This is a genomic window from Pyxidicoccus xibeiensis, assembly GCF_024198175.1.
In the GTDB taxonomy this organism is placed as follows: domain Bacteria; phylum Myxococcota; class Myxococcia; order Myxococcales; family Myxococcaceae; genus Myxococcus; species Myxococcus xibeiensis.
In genome coordinates this window covers 745,571-762,034 of the sequence record NZ_JAJVKV010000005.1, presented here as the reverse complement: position 1 = coordinate 762,034, position 16,464 = coordinate 745,571, and the positions used below count along the sequence as shown (strand labels likewise).

Sequence of the window (16,464 nt, the reverse complement as noted above, 5' to 3'; positions counted from 1 at the left end):
ATCACCACGCGCATTCCGCCTCCGCCATCAAGGAATCCACACGTGCCTGCACCAGCTCCAGCTCGCGCAGGGCGAGCGTCCGCTCCGCCTCGCGCAGCTCCTCCGCGCTCTGCACCAGCTCCAGGCTGGTCCCCACGCCCTCACGAAACGCCTCGCCCGTGAGCTGGTCCGTCAGGGCCGCCGCCTCGCGTGCTCGCCGCGCCGTCAGCTGCTGGGCCTCCGCCAGCGCCACGCCCCGCCGTGCCTGCGCCACCTCGACGGACAGCGCCCTGCGCACCGACTCGAGCTGCTGGTCCGCGATGGCCCGGTTGGCCCGCTCCGTGCGCACCGCCGCGCCGCGCGCGCCGCCATCCCAGAGGCTGAACCCCAGCACGGCGGCGATGTTCCACTGGTTCACCCGGGCCGTCCCCGGTGTGACGGACGTCGCCGTCAGCGAGCTCTGCAGCCCCAGCGTCGGCGCATACTCGGCCCTCGCCGCGTCCACCTCGCGCCCGGCCGCTCGCAGTTCCTCCCGCGCCGCCACCAGGTCCGCTCGCGCCGCGCCCTCCAGCGGGCGGCACACCTCGGCCACGCTCCGTCCCAGGCCGTCCAGCTGGAACCCCGGCACGACGCCCGCCTCGCCCTCCACCCCGAGCGCGCTGCCCAGCGCCTCGCGGGTGCGCCGCAAGGACTCCACGCTCTCCAGCAGCGCGGCACGCGCCACCTCCAAATCCCTCGCGGTGCGCAGCGCGTCCAGCTTGCGCCCGGTGCCCAGCGCCTCCGCCTCCAGCGTGAGCTGGTGTCGCTCCCGGGCCTGGGCAAGCCCCATCCGGTCCAGCTCCACCACCCGCTCCGCTGTCACCACCGCCACCAGGCTGCGCGCCAGCTCGCGAACCAGCAAGCGCCACGCGTCCTGGGTGCTGGCCCGCGCGGCGCGCTCCCTCGCCCGCGCCGCGGAGAGCTGCAGCCACGCCGGTACGTCGACCAGGGACTGGCTCGCCGTCGCGCGCAGCGCCACCAGGGGCGACGTGGGCCGGGGCTCGTCCTCGCCCCCTTCTCCCACGGGAATGTTGCCACCTCCGCCCTCGACGCTGACCGAGCCTCCACCCGCCAGCCGCTCCTGGACGGAGAGCGAGCCCGTCACGCCCGGCAACAGCGGAGAGAGGGCCAGGCGCGACTCGGCCCCGGCCAGCTCCAGCTGGGCGAGCGCGAGCTGGAGGTCCACCGAGCGCGCCCGGAGCCGGGCCAGCGCATCGTCCCAGCTCCCCAGCGCCAGCGCCGGTCCAGGTGGGGCCAGGAGCGCCTCGTCGATTCCCACGCCTGTTGCCGCCAGCACGGCCGGCACGCCCGCGTCGGTGCCAGCGGTGAACGGGTCGGGGAGCGCGACGAGGAAGAAGAGGGTCAGGAGCATGCGCGGGGGTGGTCCTCCGGGATAGCCGCTGCCGCGTGGCCCGACATCCCGAGTCGCGCCCGAGGGACGGCGAGCGTCCGGCAGGCGACAGCCCCCTGTCCGCTGGTACACGCTCCCGGGGCGAGCCCTCGCCTACGGCTTCGCCGCGCAGTGAGGCAGCCACAGCACGAAGCGCGCGCCGCCCTCCGTCACGCGCTCGTAGCGGAGGTCGGCCTTCATGCTCCTCGCCAGCCGCCGGCAGAGCGCCAGCCCCAGCCCCACCCCTGGCGCCGTCTTCGCGGCCGTCTGCACGGACTTGGAGAAGGGCTCGAAGAGGCGCCGCGCCGTCACGGCATCCACGCCGGGCCCGTGGTCCCTCACCACCAGGCCCACCCGGCCCCGGCTCCGCTCCACCTCCACGTGGATGCGCCGGTCCTCCGCCGGGGCGGCGTACTTGGACGCGTTGTCCACCAGGTTGAAGAGCACCTGCTCCACGGCGGAAGGGTCCGTCAGCACGGCCACGCCCTGGGGCACGTCCACGCACAGCTCCATGTCCGCCTGGGCCGCCCGCTGCGCCAGCCGCTCCTCCATCCGGGCCACCATGGCGCGCACGTCCACCGGCTCCAGCCGGGCCGGCGCCCGCCCCTTCTCGATTCGGGCGTACGCCAGCACGTTCTCCACCAGGTGGCTCAGCCGCTCCGCCTCGCGGTGGAGGATGTCGAAGTACTCCTGGCGCCGCGCCTCGTCCGGCACCATGCCCGCCGCCAGCATCTCCGTGTACATCCGGAACGTCGTCAGCGGTGTGCGCAGCTCGTGCGTCACCGCGGAGACGAACGCGCCCCGCCGCTCGCTCAGCGCCACCACGCCCACCAGCAGCGCGAACACCGCCACGCACGCCAGCAGCACGCCGCTCCACGCCACCGTCAGCACCACCGGCAGCGAGGACACGGACACCGTCCCATACCCGCCCTCCGGCGCCTGCCCCGGCACCAGCCGCACCGGCAGCGCCGCCAGCATCCGGCCATCGCCCTCCGGCACCACCCCGCTCGCGACGGGCTCCAGCACCGCGGAGGGCAGCAGGTCGCGAATCTGCCCGAGCAGCCACGTACGCAGCCCGGGCCAGTCCAGCCAGCAGCCCTGGATGTACTCGTGCCCGTCCAGCCAGACGCGCCGCCCCAGCAGCAGCGTGTCCCCCACCCAGACGGCCTGCATCACGTCCCCGGCGTCCTGCTGGGACTTCGAGGGGGACCGATTGAAGGTGTCATCGTAGGCGTTCGAGGTGGACCCGCTCATCCCCCGGACGGCCTGGTTCGCGCTCCGGGTGCGGGCGCTGAACTCGCTCGCGTTCTTCGCCATCTGGGAGACCTCGGCGAGCGTGCTCTCGATGCGCGCGAGCGGCGCCTCGGGGCGGCGAAGCTGCGGGGGCGGCTCGCTCAGCGTCTGGCGGAGGTTCGTCCCGCTCAGCAGGCCTCGCAGCGTCTCCAGCCGGGCCTCCAGCGCGGCCAGCTCGGTCACGGGCAGCGTGGCGCCCACCGACTCGCGCAGGCCGGGCTCCACCACCTGGGGCGAGGACACGCTCCCGTCCGGGGCGACCTGGAAGTGGAGCAGCACATGCTCCGGCAGCGGGGACAGCAGCGGCGAGGCCAGCAGCGCCTCCCCTTCCAGCATGGGACGCAGCCGCGAGTCGAGCACCCCGCGCGCCGCGGACACGGGGCGGTACGCCTCCGGGGCCACCGCGCTCTCCCGGGCCACCAGCGGCAGCAGGTCCGAGTCCAGCCGCCACAGCGCCAGCCGCGCGTTCTCCTCCCGCGCCGCGCTCTCCCGGACCCGTTGGTCCGCGCGGTCCAACCGCAGGGCGAAGACGGACAGCGCCACCACGCCCGCCAGCGCCAGGCACAGGCACGCACTCACCGCAATCCAGATGCGCCAGGAGCGAATCACGACGCGGTGCCCTTCGTCGCGAACATGTAGCCCTTGCCCCGGACGGTGAGGATGACGCGGGGCTCCTCGGAGTCGTCCCGGAGCTTCTCCCGCAGCCGCGCCATGGTCATGTCCACCGTGCGGGTCTGCACGCTCCGGGCGGGCAGGTGCCACACGCGCTCCAGCAGCTCCTCGCGGGAGATGGCGCGCCCGGCGTTGTCCCCCAGGTAGCGCAGCGCATCCGCCTCGCGCTCGGCCAGGTCCACCCGCGAGCCGTCGTCGAAGCTCAGCTCGCGCCGCTCCACCTCGAAGTGGCCGCCCGGGAAGTCGATGCGGCCGGTGCCCGTGGGCCGCTCGGCCGAGCGGCGGAGCACCGCGCCCGCGCGGGCCAGCAGCTCGCGCACCGAGAAGGGCTTCACCACGTAGTCATCCGCGCCGAGCTTCAGGCCGTTGACCCGGTCCTCCTCCTGCCCCCGGGCGGTGAGGATGATGACGGGGAGCGTGGGGCGGCTCTTGCGCACCGCCCGGAGCAGCTCCAACCCGTCCCCGTCGGGGAGGACCAGGTCGAGCAGCACCAGGTCGCAAGGGGTGCGCTCGGCCAGCCGCTGCCCCTCCTCACGGGCCCCGGCCTCGAGGACCTCATAGCCCTCGAAGCGCAGGGCATCCACGATTCCGCGCCGGATGGCGGGGTCATCCTCCACGACGAGCACTCGGCGCGCGGCCATGGCGACATCCTACTCCAGCGTGAGGTTGCGCTTCTTCGCCTCGCGCTCCACGACCTGGCCGATGGCGCCCTCCAGCGTGGCGGTGCCCGGCGCGGCCTGCTGCTTGCGGGCCTCGGTGAGGAACTGCTCGCGCTCGGCGTTGAGCGCCTGGATGCGCTGCTGGAGCTGCGTCCGCTCCTGCTCGCGCGTCTCCAGCCACGCCTTGCGGCCGGCGGCGTCCAGGCCCCGCATCGGCTCGGGCAGGTCGTCGGCCCGGACGGTGGCCACGTCCACCTGGTTCTTCTTCACCGCGTCCACCAGGTCCCAGCTCTCGTTGGAGTAGTTGCCCGACGACTTCGTCACCGAGCGGGACACCATGCTGGAGAGGGAGAGGCCGAGCGAGTTCTGGTCCTGCGCCTCCTGGCGGAGCTGGTTCTGCCGGCCGGCGGCGCCATAGGCCACGTACGTCTTGTTCAGCTCGGCGCCCAGCCGGGCGATTTCCGCGTCCTGCGGCGCGGCAAGCTCCACCACGCGCTGGTTGTGGTCGATGTTCATGTAGCTGCCGTCGGCGAGCGCCGCCGCGTCCTTCCACTTGCCGGAGACGCCCTGCTCGTAGTCGCCACAGTGGATGGTGTTGACGGTGATGCCGCGCTCGCGGGCGCCCTTCACCGCGGCGTCGAAGTCGACGGGGCCCTGGGTGAAGGGCTCGTTGCCGGCGATGAAGATGAGCCGCATGGCGTCCGGATTCGCGCTCCAGGCGAGCTGCCGGGTGGCGTCGTGGATGACCTCTCCGCAGTGCTCGTCACCGCCGGAGATCTGCAGCGAGAAGAGGCGCTCGGAGAGCAGGTCCAGGTCGGTGGTGAAGGGGAGCACCTGGCGGATTTCATTGGCGTTGGCGCCCGGCTCGGTGTTGCCGTAGGCGTAGAGGGCAATCTGGAGCTGTGGGGCCACCCCGTCGCGCTTCGCATGGGAGAAGCGGTTGACGATGTTCCACAGCTGCGTGCGGGCCTGGTCGAGCAGGCCCTGCATGCTGCCGCTGGTGTCCAGGAGCAGGGCAATCTGGATGATGGGCTGCTTCGCGTCCGCCGGGACGACGGGGACCACCGCTGGCGTCCCGGGAGCCTTGGGCACCTTGGGAGTCGCGGGTCGGTTGACCAGGGGCGTGGGCGGCCTGGGCTCGACCGGAGCGGGCTTGCCCAGCAGAAGCGCGGAGACCGCGAGCACCGCGGCCGAGCCGAGGATGACGGGAAGCTTGAGGGCCGATTTCATCGTGCGTCCTTTCGTACGGCGGTGCCCGATTGAGCACGCTGAGGACAGTACGGGTGAAGGCCCGCGAAGGGTGTAACCGGCTTGTAACCGGCGGTGACGACGCGGGTTACGGCTCGAGCCAGAGGATGGCCAGGTTCAGCTCGATGGCTTCGAATGGCTCGACGCGGACACCCATGTTCCCCGACGCCCGTCTCCATTTCCATGCACGCGGAGATAGCACCGGGGTCTGACGTGCCAGGGCGTCAGCAGCGCCCCCACCCCCATAGGTTGTCCCCGGCCGCGCCAAAGTGCAAGCTCGGCCTCCGCTCACGTCCCCCGCGCCATCAGCCGCTCCACCACCGAGCGCACCTCGCGCAGGCGCGAGGGGTCCGTCACGGCGACGAAGATGGTGTCGTCCCCCGCCACGGTGCCGGCGAGGCCCGGCACGTCCGGCTCGCGGTCCAGCGCCAGCGCGAACACCTGCGCGTAGCCGGGCGCCGTCTTCAGCACCAGCAGGCTGGGCGGCGCCTCGATGATCCTCAGCCACGGCCGCGGCGCCGGAGCCGGCGCCACCACCGGCGGCGGCGCCACGCGCTGGTAGCGCCCGCCCACCTTCTGCACGCCCAGCTTCTTCAGCCGCCGCGACAGCGTGGACTGGCTCGGCGCCTCCCCCTGCGCCTCCAGCAGCTCCTGTAACACCGCCTGATCACTGATCTCCTGATCGGAGATGAGCCTCAGGATGGTCTCGTCCAGGTTCATTCCCGGCACCCTGCATGTGCATGCATATTCATTCAAGCGGCTGCATGAAGATTTCTGCAATAAGACGCTTGCGCGCTGCGTCTTTCTGCATAATATCCGCGCCTCATTTAGTAATGCACGAATTTTCACGCATTTTCGTGCATATTCACACCCCCTGCATCCGGCCCGCAGCCGGTTGGGAGCACAGGCCCATGAAGCACGTCACCCACATCCAGGACCTCGGGCCCGAGGGCGTCGAGGCGGTGCTCGCGCAGGCGGCCGCATGGAAGAAGAAGGGGCCGACGCAGCCGCTGTTCCCCGGCTCCATCCTCGGCATGGTGTTCTTCAACCCGTCGCTGCGCACGCGCACCTCGTTCGAGGCCGTCATGCTGCGCGGGGGTGGCAACGCCATCATCCTCGACGTGGGCTCCGGCGTGTGGAAGCTGGAGCACCGCGAGGGCGCGGTGATGAACGCGGACCGGGCCGAGCACCTCAAGGAGGCGGCGCCCGTCCTGTCGCGCTTCGTGGACATGCTGGGCGTGCGGACCTTCTCGCAGGGTGGCGGTGACGAGGAGGACGAGGTCGACCCCGTCATCAATGCCTTCCGCAAGTGGGCCACCGTCCCCGTGGTCAGCATGGAGTCCGCGCGCGAGCACCCCTGCCAGGGCCTGGCCGACGTGCTCACCCTGCGCGAGACGTTCGGCACGACGAAGAAGCTCCCGGTGACGCTCACCTGGGCGCCTCACATCAAGCCGCTGCCCAAGGCGGTGCCCAACTCGTTCCTCCTCAGCGCCGCCGCCGCGGGCTGCGAGGTCCGCGTGGCGCACCCTCCCGGCTTCGAGCTGCACCCCGCCGTGCGCGCGGAGGCCGAGGCGTACGCGAAGGCCACCGGCGGCAGCATCACCTACACGCACGACCAGGACGAGGCGCTCGAGGGCAGCCGCGCCGTCTACGCCAAGTCGTGGGGCCCCACGGCCGCGGCGGCCTTCTCGCCCAACGACGTCACGGCCCTCCTGGCGTCGTACTCCGGCTGGATGCCCACGCTGCGCACCATGTCGCGTGCGTCGAAGGACGCCGCGTTCCTCCACTGTCTTCCCGTGCGCCGCAACGTCGAGGTAGCGGACGAGGTGCTGGACCACCCGAGCAGCCGCGTCGTGGACGAGGCGGGCAACCGCTACCACGTCCAGCGCGCCCTGCTCCATTGGATGCGCTCGTTCTGAGCTTCCCTCCCCTTCTTCCTTTCGAGGTCTCCCGTGCCCCTGTCGCCCGACCCGTACTCCGCGCTCCGAAACGCCGCGCGCTACGTCCAGCAGTTCCGCCGCAAGACGTTCGTCGTGAAGCTCGGCGGCGCCATGCTGAGCGACCCGAAGCTGCGCCGCTCCGCGTGCGAGCAGATTGCCCTGCTGTGGACCTTCTCCATCCGCCCCGTCGTCGTGCACGGCGGCGGCCCGGAGCTGGACGCGCTGTGTGACGCGCTCCACCTGCCCATCGAGAAGGTGGCGGGCCGCCGCATCACCTCCGCGCCCGTGCTGGACGCGGCGAAGATGGTGCTCGCGGGCAAGCTGCACACGGACCTGCTGGCGGACCTCCAGGCGGCGGGCGTTCCGGCCGTCGGCCTGAGCGGCGTGGACGCCGGGCTCATCAAGGCGCGCAAGCGGCCTCCCGTCATGGTGACGGAGCCGGGCGCCAGCGAGGGCAGGCTGGTCGACTACGGGCTGGTGGGCGACATCGAGTCGGTGGACACGCGCGTGGTGGAGCACCTGCGCTCGGCGGACTACGTCCCGGTGATTGCGCCCCTGTCGGGCGGGACGGACGGCGCCGTCTACAACACCAACGCGGACACGGTGGCGGCGGCGCTCGCGGTGGCGCTGTCCGCGGAGAAGCTCTTCTTCCTCGTGCAGGTGCCCGGCCTCCTGCGAGACCTCAACGACCCGACGTCGCTCGTCACCCTGGCGAACCTGACGGACCTGGCCACCATGGAGAACAAGGGGACCATCTCCGGCGGGATGCGGCCCAAGGCGCACGCCATCCGCCACGCGCTGGTGGGCGGGGTGGGCAGCGTGCACCTGGTCAGCGGGGTGCAGCCCAACGCGCTCCTGGAGGAGGTCTTCACCAACGAGGGCAGCGGCACCATGGTGGTGCGCGAGTCGGTGCCCAAGCCCGCCGGGGGCGTGGGATGAAGGCGGCGGAGCTGCTCCAGGCGCTGGTGGCCATCCCCAGCGTCTCGGGTGACGAGAAGCTCATCGCGGACACGGTGTCCGGGTGGGCAGAGGGCTGGGGCGCGCGCGTCCAGCGGAAGGGCCACAACGTGTGGTTCTCCGTCGGGAGCGGGCCGCGCCGGCTGCTCGTCAACTCGCACCTGGACACGGTGAAGCCGTGCGCCGGGTGGACGTATGCGCCGCACGCGCCCGAGTGGCGCGAGGACCGGCTGTACGGCCTGGGCAGCAACGACGCCAAGGGCTGCGTGGCGGGGATGCTCCTCACCGCCCGCACCCTGCTGAAGGAGGGAGTACCCGCGGGTGGAGAAGTGGTCTTCGCCCTCACTGCCGAAGAAGAAACGGGAGGTCAGGGACTGGGAACGATTCTGCCAGAGCTGGGGCCGCTGGACGCGGCGGTGGTGGGCGAGCCCACCAGCCTGAAGCCCTGCACCGCGCAGCGGGGCATGCTGCTCCTGCGCTGCACGGCGCATGGCCGCAGCGGGCACGTGGCGCACGCGCACAGCACCCCGGCGGTGAATGCCATCCACCTGGCGGCAACGGACATCTCCGTCCTGGCGGAGCTGCGCTTCCCGTCCCACCCGCTGCTGGGTGAGGCGCGGGCGCAGGTGACCCAGATTTCCGGCGGGCTGGCGCGCAACCAGGTGCCGGACAAGTGCGAGTTCTTCGTGGACCTGCGCACCACGCCGGGCATGGAGCACGCGAGGGTCGCCGAGCAGGTGGCGCGGGCGCTGAAGAGCGAGGTGCAGGTGCACTCGGCGCGCTACCTGCCGAAGGCGACGGCGGACCACCAGCCCATCGTCCGCGCGGCGGTGGCGGCGGCGGGCGCGGAGCCGGTGGGCTCCAGCACGGCGTCCGACTGGGCCTTCCTGGGCGAGCTGCCCGCGGTGAAGGTGGGCCCCGGCGACACGCTGCGCAGCCATCAGGCGGACGAGTACCTCACCCGGGCGGAGCTCGAAGCGGGCGCCGCCTTCTACACGCGACTGGTGCGTGGCTACTTCGAGGAGGTGGCCCGTGGCTGACACCCTGTGGGGCAAGGGCATCGCCCTGGACGCGGCCATCCACCGCTTCACGGTGGGCGACGACCCGGTGGTGGACCTGGCGCTGGCGCCGCACGACGCGCTCGGCAGCGCCGCGCATGCGCGGATGCTGGCGCACGTGGGCCTCTTGCGCGCGGAGGAGGCAAAGGCCCTGGTGGCGGCGCTGAAGACGCTGCACGACGAGGCGCGCGCCGGCACGTTCACCATCCGCCCGGAGCAGGAGGACGGCCACACCGCGCTGGAGGCGGCGCTCGTGGAGCGCGTGGGCGAGGCGGGCAAGCGCATCCACCTGGCGCGCTCGCGCAACGACCAGGTGCAGCTGGCCCTGCGCCTGCTGCTGCGTGAGGAGGTGCTGGCCATGGGCGCCCGCGCGGTGGAGCTGGCGGGCACCTTCCTGGACTTCGCCCAGGCGCACGCGGGCGTGGCGCTGCCGGGCTACACGCACCTGCGCCGGGCCATGCCGTCGACGTTCGGCCTGTGGGCCATGGCCTTCGCGGAGGGGCTGCTGGAGGAGCTGGAGGCGCTGCGCGGCGTGTGGGCCCGCCTGGACAGGTGCCCGCTGGGCGCGGCGGCGGGCTTCGGCGTGCCGCTGCCCATCGACCGGGAGTACGTGGCGAAGCTGCTCGGCTTCGCGAAGGTGCAGCGCAGCCCCATCGACGTGCAGAACGGCCGGGGCCGGCACGAGGCGGCGGTGCTGGGATGGGCGTGCTCGGTGGCGGGCACGCTGGAGAAGTGGCTCTGGGACGTGCAGCTCTACAGCATGGACGAGTTCGGCTTCCTGGCGCTGCCGGACGCGTACACCACCGGCTCGTCCATCATGCCGCAGAAGAAGAACCCGGACGTGGTGGAGCTGGCGCGCGGTCGCTGCCGCGAGCTGCGGGGCCTGGCGCACCAGGTGGAAGCCGTGGCCGGCGGCCTGCCGTCCAGCTACCACCGCGACTTCCAGCTGCTCAAGCGCCCCACCCTCGCGGCCCTGGACTCCATGAAGGCGCTGCTGGACGTGCTCACCCGCCTGGTGCCCGCGCTGCAGGTCAAGGCGGACGCGGCGGCGCGCGCCTCTGACGACACGCTGTACGCGGCCCACCATGCCTACGCGCTCGTGGCGAAGGGGCTGCCCTTCCGCGACGCGTACCGGCAGGTGGGGCGCGAGCTGGCGGACGGGACGTTCCACCCGGACCGCGGCGCACTGACGGCCACCCACCTGGGTGGCGCCGGCAACCTGGGGCTGCCCCAGGCCCGGGAGGAGCTGGCCGCCGCGCGCGCCTGGCTCGACGACACCCACCGCGCGGCGACCTCCGCCGCGGCCCGCGTGTGGGCGCTGTGAACCCCTTCCCCGTGAGGAGTGAAGAGATGAGCAAGAAGAACGTGGTGCTGGCCTTCTCCGGCGGACTCGATACCGCTTTCTGCACCGTCTACCTGCGCGAGCAGGGCTACGCCGTCACCACCGTGACGGTGGACACCGGTGGCTTCCCGCCCGAGCAGTTGGCGAACATCGCCGCGCTGTCGGCGAAGCTGGGCGCGGTGGCGCACCACACGGTGGACGCGCGCGACACCCTCTTCCAGGGCTACCTGCGCTACCTCATCGCCGGCAACGTGCTGCGCGGGCAGGTGTACCCGCTCAGCGTCTCCGCCGAGCGCGCCTGCCAGGCCGTGGAGGCCGTGCGCATGGCGCGCGAGCTGGGCGCGCAGGCCATCGCCCACGGCAGCACGGGCGCGGGCAACGACCAGGTGCGCTTCGACGTGGCCTTCCGCTCGCTGGCGCCGGAGCTGGAGCTGCTCACGCCCATCCGCTCGCTGGGGCTGAGCCGCCAGCAGGAGCTGTCCTTCCTCGCCGAGCGCGGCATCCACATGCCGCCGAAGCTGGGCTCCTACTCGGTCAACGAGGGCATGTGGGGCACGTCCGTCGGCGGCCGCGAGACGCTGGACTCGTGGAGCGCGCTGCCCGAGGCGGCCTTCCCCGGCGGGGAGATTCCCACCGACTTGAAGCCCCGCACGCTCACCGTGTCCTTCGAGCAGGGCATCCCCACGGCGCTGGACGGCGAGAAGCTGGGCCCCGTGAAGCTGGTGGAGGTGCTCAACGCGCTGGGGCGCACCTACGGCATCGGCCGGGGCGTGCACCTGGGCGACACCATCCTCGGCATCAAGGGCCGGGTGGGCTTCGAGGCGCCCGCGGCGCACCTGCTCATCACCTCCCACCGCGAGCTGGAGAAGGTGGTGCTCTCCGGCAAGCAGCTCTTCTGGAAGGAGACGGTGGGCAACCTGTACGGCTCGCTGCTGCACGAGGGCCACTTCTTCGACCCGCTGGTGAAGGACCTGGAGGCGTTCCTCAGCTCGTCGCAGGAGCGCGTGACGGGCGAGGTGCGGCTGGTGCTTCACCCCCGGACGCTGGTGGTGGAGGGCGTGAAGTCGCCACACTCGCTGATGGACGCGAAGGTGGCGACGTACGGGGAAGCAAACGTGCTGTGGACGGGTTCTGAAGCGGCTGGATTCGCCAAGCTGTACGGCGTGGCGCAGATGCTCTCGCATCGGGCCAAGGGAGGTTGACATGAAGGTCTTCGTCGACAAGGTGGGCAGCGTCACCCGCAACCTGGGCCTGGGACGCACGGTACACCTCGCCCCCGAGGTGAAGGCCGAGGAGGGCGCCGTCGTCGCCGTGCGCATCCACGGGGAGAAGAGCGTCTACAACCAGCTCGAGGACCCGCACGGGCGGCTCGTCACGCTGCACGCCGGTGACATCGTCGTGGGGGCCCTGGGCCACCGCAACGCGCTGCACGGCTACGAGGGCGTGGTGCCGGAGTCCGTCACCGTGGGCCAGCGGCTGCACGTGCTGAACATGGGCGGCGTCATCGGCAAGTGCACCTCGCACAACCACGGCGTGGGCCTGCCCTTCGAGGCGGAGATCCTGGGCCAGGTGCTGGAGTTCCCGGAGCTGATGTCGCGCACCGGGCAGCCGGCGCACGTGTCCTCCGGCGCGCTGAAGGGCACGGCGACGCCGGTGAAGTGCCCGGTGGTGTTCGTGGTGGGCACCTGCATGAACGCGGGGAAGACGTTCGCCGCCAGCGCCATGGTGCGCAAGCTGGCGCAGGCGGGCTACCGCGTGGGCGGCGCGAAGCTGACCGGCGTGTCGCTGATGCGGGACACGCTGAGCATGCAGGACTCCGGCGCGGACGTGGTGATGGACTTCACGGACGCGGGCATCGTCTGCACGGGCCCCCGCACGGGTGCGCGCGTGGCGCGGGTGCTCTTCTCCGAGCTGGCGGCGGAGAACGTGGACGTCATCGTCGCGGAGACGGGCGACGGCATCATGGGCGAGTACGGGGTGCAGGGCATCCTGGCGGACCCGGAGCTGAAGGCGCTGGCGGGCGCGTGGGTGCTGTGCGCCAACGACCCGGTGGGCGCGGCCGGCGGCGTGCGGCACCTCCGGGAGACGTACGACATCAACGTGGACGTGGTGGCAGGGCCTGCCACGGACAACGCGGTGGGCGTGCGCTTCGTGGAGCAGGTCGTGGGCATTCCCGCCCGCAACGCCCGCGCGGACGCGGCGGCGCTGGGCGGGCTCATCCTGGAGAAGCTCGCGTCCAAGCTGGGCGCGGGGAGGCAGCAATGACGACGACGCGGGCGAACATCTACATCCTGGGGGCCTCCGGTTTCGGCGGGGGCGAGCTGCTGCGCATCCTCTCCGGGCATCCCGCGGTGGCGGGCATCCGCGTGGTGTCGCGGCACCATGCGGGCGAGCCCATCCACAAGGTGCACCCGCACCTGCGCGGGCTGGTGGACGGCCGCTTCGAGGCGGAGCCGGACTGGCGCTGGCTGGCGGACTCGCAGCAGCCGGTGGTCTTCAGCGCGCTGGGACACGGCGAGCTGGCGGCCCAGTTCAAGAACCTCGAGGCGAAGTGGGCCGAGGCCGGCATCGCGGACCGGATGCTGCTCATCGACCTGTCCTCCGACTTCCGGCTGGACCACCCGGGCCGCTACGCGGGCGCCTACGGCCGGCCCCACCCCGCCCCCGAGCTGCTCGGCACCTTCACCTACGGCCTCACCGAGTGGAAGCGCGAGGAGGTCAAGAAGGCGAAGCGCATCGCCAACCCGGGCTGCTTCGCCACCGCTGTGCAGCTCGCGCTGCTGCCCATTGCCTCCACGCCCGGCCTGGGGCTGCTGGCCGTGTCGGGTGTGACGGGCTCGTCCGGCTCCGGCTCGCTGCCGGGCGAGGGCACGCACCACCCGACGCGCGCCCATGACTTCCGCGCGTACAAGCCGCTGGAGCACCAGCACGAAGCAGAAGTCGAGGTCATGCTGGTGGCGCACGGCGCGCAGCGGCACCGGCTGGCCTTCGTGCCGCACTCGGCGCCCATGGTGCGCGGCATCTTCGCCACCGTGCAGTTCGAGTGGCCGGAGCATGGCGGCGCGGTGGTGACGGCGTCGCTGATGGAGAAATTCCGGCGCTACTACGAGGGGCACAAGTTCGTGCGCATCGTCGAGGGCACGCCCCGCATCGCCGCGGTGACGGGCAGCAACTTCTGCGACATCGCGGTGGCCACCAAGGGCCGCTCGGTGGCGGTGATGGCCGCGCTGGACAACCTGGTGAAGGGCATGGCCGGCCAGGCCGTGCAGAACTTCAACGTGGCCCTCGGCTTCCCCGAGGACACGGCGCTTCGCCAGGCGGCCTGCTACCCGTAGGACCTCTTCAGGCGGGCCTGGGAACACGCTCCCGGGCCCGCCTCTCGCGCCCGGCCTCCGGCGCGTCGGCGGCGTCCCCGGTGATGCGCAGCTCGCGCATCAGCCGGCGCCCCAGGAGGAGGCCGAGCACCATGCTGAGCAGCATCCCGCTGGCGGACACCACCGTCGCGACTGTCTTGCCCTGCCCCAGCGAGCTGCCGAAGTACGCGGTGAGCAGCGTCCCCGGCAGGGTGCCGACGAGCGCGCCCAGGCCCAGCGGCCAGAAGCGGGCCCCTGACGCAGCCGCCGTCGCGAGCAGCACGTCCGCCGGAATCACCTGATTCACACAGGCGAGGAACCCGAGCTGGAAGCCGTGCTCCCTCGCCGCGCGCTGGATGGCGGCGTGATTGGCCCCCACGAGCCGCTTCATCGGCTTGCGCCCCAGCCGGCTCGCCAGCAGGTGGATGAGCCCGGTGGCCAGCAGACTGCCGGCGAGCACGTAGGCCGTCCCCCGCGCCATCCCGAAGACGAGGCCGCCCACCGCCGAGAAGAGCTGCCCGGGCAGCAGCGTCACCGGCCGCACCGCGAGCAGCAGGATGAAGGCCGCGGGCGCCAGCGGCCCCAGCGGGCGCAACCACCCGGCAAGCCGCGCCTGGTCCAGGTACTGCGGCCCCAGCAGCCGCAGCCCCACCAGCAACCCGATGGAAGCGCAGAGCGGCGCGAGGAGCTTGAGCCAGCCACCTGGCCCCAGCCCTCCGGAACGAGGGGGCGCGGACATGTCGCAAACCTGGGGGGCTCGCCGATGCGAGGCAACGGCGCCTGCCGAGGCCCGTCGAGCGGGCGGGCGGACGGGCAGCAGGCGCCCCGCATGCGCTCGCGCCCCGGCCTCCCCGTTTCGGGCCGCGCCCCACCCGCATTAAGGTACGCCCCTTTGAACTCAAAGGGACTTGGGGACCCATGCAATTCGAGCTGGCCTTCGTACTGATTTTCGCCATCGCGACCGCGGTGGCCATCGCCGCGCGCTACTTCAAGTTCCCCTACACGGTGGCACTGGTGGTGGCGGGGCTGACCTTGGGCGCGGTGCATGTCTTCGAGCCGCCGCACCTCACGAAGAACCTGCTCTTCGCCATCATCCTCCCGGGGCTGCTCTTCGAGGCGGCTTTCCACGTGGAGTTCCGCAAGTTCTGGAAGAACAAGCTGGCCATCCACTCCATGGCCATCCCCGGCGTGGCGGCGTCGGCGGGACTCACCGCGCTCATCCTCTCGCCCGTGGTGCAGGGCATGGACTTCGTGAGCGGCTTCGGGCTGCTGCCCGCGCTGGTGTTCGCCGCGGTCATCGTCTCCACGGACCCCATCGCGGTGGTGGGCCTGTTCAAGACGCTGGGCGCGCCCAAGCGGCTGCTCATCCTGGTGGAGGGAGAGAGCCTGCTCAATGACGGCACCGCCGTCGTGCTCTTCACGCTGGTGGTTGCGGTGGCCTCCGGTGGGAAGTTCACCGTGGGCGGGGCCATCTTCGACTTCGTCAAGGTGGCGGGGATGGGGGTGCTCATCGGCAGCGCGGTGGGCTACGTGGTGGCGCAGGTCATCAAGCGCGTGGACGACGCGATGGTGGAAATCACCCTCACCGTCATCGCCGCGTATGGCTCGTTCGTGGTGGCGGAGAACTTCCACTACTCGGGCGTCATCGCCACCGTGGTGGCGGGCATGCTGTGCGGCAACTGGGCCACGCACGAGGGCATGAGCCCCACCACGCGCGTCGCGGTGGAGAGCTTCTGGGAGTACCTGGCCTTCGCGCTCAACTCGGTGGTGTTCCTGCTCATCGGCCTGGAGGTGCAGCTGGGCTCGCTGCTGGCCTCCTGGAAGCCCATCCTCGCGGCGTACGTGGCGGTGGTGGTGGGCCGTGCGGTGATCGTCTACGGCATGTCCGCCCTGCTGCGCCTCACCAAGGAGCGCATGCCGTGGACGTGGAGCGCGGTGCTCACCTGGAGCGGGCTGCGAGGCGCCATCTCCATGGTGCTGGTGCTCAGCCTCCCCACGGACTTCCCCCACCGCGAGCTGCTGGTGAACATGACGTTCGGCGTGGTGGTGCTCTCCATCATCGTCCAGGGGCTCACCATGGCGCCGCTGCTGGCGCGGCTGGGCATCACCGGCCTCAAGGACGCCTACCAGGAGCAGTACGAGCTGGCGCGGGGCCGGCTGGGCGCCGTCCACGCCGCGCTGGCCGCGCTGGAGGGCCTGCGCCGCACCCGCGAGATTCCCGCCGACGTGCTGACGCAGCTGGAGAAGGAGTACCAGGACAAGGAGGCCGCCGCGGAGAAGGAGCTGGCGGCGCTGAAGCAGCAGTCGATGCGCTTCCACGAGGAGGAGCACCAGGAGGCCGTCCGCCGCATGCTCATCGTGGAGAAGGCGTCGCTGCTGAAGGCCTACCAGTCAGCCACCATTGGCAAGGAGGCCTTCGAGCGTCTGTCGGCGGAGCTGGACGAGCGCATCGCCCAGGCGGACGCGGCCGAGGCCCACACGCCCTCCGAGGGCGCCCCACCCTCCAACGTGGGCGCCGTCGGCACCTGAGGACG

14 protein-coding genes are annotated in these 16,464 nt (G+C 71.9%); 8 read left to right on the top strand and 6 right to left on the bottom strand.

The window, feature by feature from the left end; genetic code table 11:
* Nucleotide 1: 1 nt before the first annotated feature.
* From LXT23_RS50165 to LXT23_RS25585, 5 genes are all read right to left on the bottom strand, one after another.
* Complete coding sequence (locus LXT23_RS50165) at nt 2-1,390, bottom strand: TolC family protein (protein WP_267146710.1); 1,389 nt, start codon at nt 1,388-1,390, stop codon at nt 2-4.
* 132 nt (nt 1,391-1,522) lie between these two features.
* Nucleotides 1,523-3,310 (bottom strand): sensor histidine kinase, encoded by a 1,788-nt coding sequence (locus LXT23_RS25600; RefSeq protein WP_253982911.1) that lies wholly within the window; start codon nt 3,308-3,310, stop codon nt 1,523-1,525.
* A complete protein-coding gene (locus LXT23_RS25595; RefSeq protein WP_253982910.1) occupies nt 3,307-4,014 on the bottom strand; it encodes a response regulator transcription factor in 708 nt (235 codons plus the stop codon). Before LXT23_RS25595 ends, LXT23_RS25600 begins: the two co-directional genes overlap by 4 nt.
* Nucleotides 4,015-4,023: 9 nt before the next feature.
* On the bottom strand, nt 4,024-5,262 hold the full coding sequence (locus LXT23_RS25590; RefSeq protein WP_253982909.1) for a vWA domain-containing protein: 1,239 nt from the start codon (nt 5,260-5,262) through the stop codon (nt 4,024-4,026).
* Between the two features lie 306 nt (nt 5,263-5,568).
* Nucleotides 5,569-6,000 (bottom strand): arginine repressor, encoded by a 432-nt coding sequence (locus LXT23_RS25585; protein ID WP_253982908.1) that lies wholly within the window; start codon nt 5,998-6,000, stop codon nt 5,569-5,571.
* A 191-nt stretch (nt 6,001-6,191) separates the two neighbouring features.
* Between LXT23_RS25585 and LXT23_RS25580 the strand changes: the two genes are divergently transcribed.
* From LXT23_RS25580 to argC, 7 genes are read left to right on the top strand one after another with little or no spacing between them, the layout of a single operon-like run.
* Nucleotides 6,192-7,199 (top strand): N-acetylornithine carbamoyltransferase, encoded by a 1,008-nt coding sequence (locus LXT23_RS25580; RefSeq protein WP_253982907.1) that lies wholly within the window; start codon nt 6,192-6,194, stop codon nt 7,197-7,199.
* Nucleotides 7,200-7,232: 33 nt separating this feature from the next.
* Nucleotides 7,233-8,159 carry an acetylglutamate kinase gene (argB, locus tag LXT23_RS25575; protein WP_253982906.1) on the top strand — a complete coding sequence of 309 codons (927 nt, stop codon included), beginning with the start codon at nt 7,233-7,235 and terminating at the stop codon, nt 8,157-8,159.
* On the top strand, nt 8,156-9,217 hold the full coding sequence (locus LXT23_RS25570) for a M20/M25/M40 family metallo-hydrolase (RefSeq protein ID WP_253982905.1): 1,062 nt from the start codon (nt 8,156-8,158) through the stop codon (nt 9,215-9,217). Before argB ends, LXT23_RS25570 begins: the two co-directional genes overlap by 4 nt.
* Nucleotides 9,210-10,559: an argininosuccinate lyase gene (gene argH, locus LXT23_RS25565; RefSeq protein ID WP_253982904.1), complete on the top strand. Its 1,350-nt coding sequence runs from the start codon at nt 9,210-9,212 to the stop codon at nt 10,557-10,559. The genes LXT23_RS25570 and argH overlap by 8 nt, the downstream gene beginning before the upstream one ends.
* Nucleotides 10,560-10,585: 26 nt before the next feature.
* Nucleotides 10,586-11,779, top strand: coding sequence for an argininosuccinate synthase (gene argG / locus LXT23_RS25560; RefSeq protein WP_253982903.1), 1,194 nt, complete (start codon nt 10,586-10,588; stop codon nt 11,777-11,779).
* 1 nt (nt 11,780) lies between these two features.
* Complete coding sequence (locus LXT23_RS25555; protein WP_253982902.1) at nt 11,781-12,842, top strand: DUF1611 domain-containing protein; 1,062 nt, start codon at nt 11,781-11,783, stop codon at nt 12,840-12,842.
* Nucleotides 12,839-13,912, top strand: coding sequence for an N-acetyl-gamma-glutamyl-phosphate reductase (gene argC, locus LXT23_RS25550; protein ID WP_253982901.1), 1,074 nt, complete (start codon nt 12,839-12,841; stop codon nt 13,910-13,912). The genes LXT23_RS25555 and argC overlap by 4 nt, the downstream gene beginning before the upstream one ends.
* 7 nt (nt 13,913-13,919) lie before the next feature.
* Here the strand turns inward: argC and LXT23_RS25545 are convergent, their stop codons facing one another.
* On the bottom strand, nt 13,920-14,669 hold the full coding sequence (locus tag LXT23_RS25545) for a TVP38/TMEM64 family protein (RefSeq protein WP_253982900.1): 750 nt from the start codon (nt 14,667-14,669) through the stop codon (nt 13,920-13,922).
* A gap of 179 nt (nt 14,670-14,848) precedes the next feature.
* On the opposite strand from LXT23_RS25545, the gene LXT23_RS25540 reads away from it, so the two are divergent.
* Nucleotides 14,849-16,459 (top strand): Na+/H+ antiporter, encoded by a 1,611-nt coding sequence (locus LXT23_RS25540; protein WP_253982899.1) that lies wholly within the window; start codon nt 14,849-14,851, stop codon nt 16,457-16,459.
* Nucleotides 16,460-16,464: the final 5 nt, after the last annotated feature.

What these genes read in the sequence shown, in the direction of transcription:
- LXT23_RS50165 (WP_267146710.1), bottom strand. Translation starts at nt 1,390, where the DNA reads ATGCTCCTGACCCTCTTCTTCCTCGTCGCGCTCCCCGACCCGTTCACC.
- LXT23_RS25595 (WP_253982910.1), bottom strand. Translation starts at nt 4,014, where the DNA reads ATGGCCGCGCGCCGAGTGCTCGTCGTGGAGGATGACCCCGCCATCCGG.
- LXT23_RS25590 (WP_253982909.1), bottom strand. Translation starts at nt 5,262, where the DNA reads ATGAAATCGGCCCTCAAGCTTCCCGTCATCCTCGGCTCGGCCGCGGTG.
- LXT23_RS25585 (WP_253982908.1), bottom strand. Translation starts at nt 6,000, where the DNA reads ATGAACCTGGACGAGACCATCCTGAGGCTCATCTCCGATCAGGAGATC.
- LXT23_RS25580 (WP_253982907.1), top strand. Translation starts at nt 6,192, where the DNA reads ATGAAGCACGTCACCCACATCCAGGACCTCGGGCCCGAGGGCGTCGAG.
- LXT23_RS25570 (WP_253982905.1), top strand. Translation starts at nt 8,156, where the DNA reads ATGAAGGCGGCGGAGCTGCTCCAGGCGCTGGTGGCCATCCCCAGCGTC.
- argG (WP_253982903.1), top strand. Translation starts at nt 10,586, where the DNA reads ATGAGCAAGAAGAACGTGGTGCTGGCCTTCTCCGGCGGACTCGATACC.
- LXT23_RS25555 (WP_253982902.1), top strand. Translation starts at nt 11,781, where the DNA reads ATGAAGGTCTTCGTCGACAAGGTGGGCAGCGTCACCCGCAACCTGGGC.
- argC (WP_253982901.1), top strand. Translation starts at nt 12,839, where the DNA reads ATGACGACGACGCGGGCGAACATCTACATCCTGGGGGCCTCCGGTTTC.
- LXT23_RS25545 (WP_253982900.1), bottom strand. Translation starts at nt 14,669, where the DNA reads ATGTCCGCGCCCCCTCGTTCCGGAGGGCTGGGGCCAGGTGGCTGGCTC.
- LXT23_RS25540 (WP_253982899.1), top strand. Translation starts at nt 14,849, where the DNA reads ATGCAATTCGAGCTGGCCTTCGTACTGATTTTCGCCATCGCGACCGCG.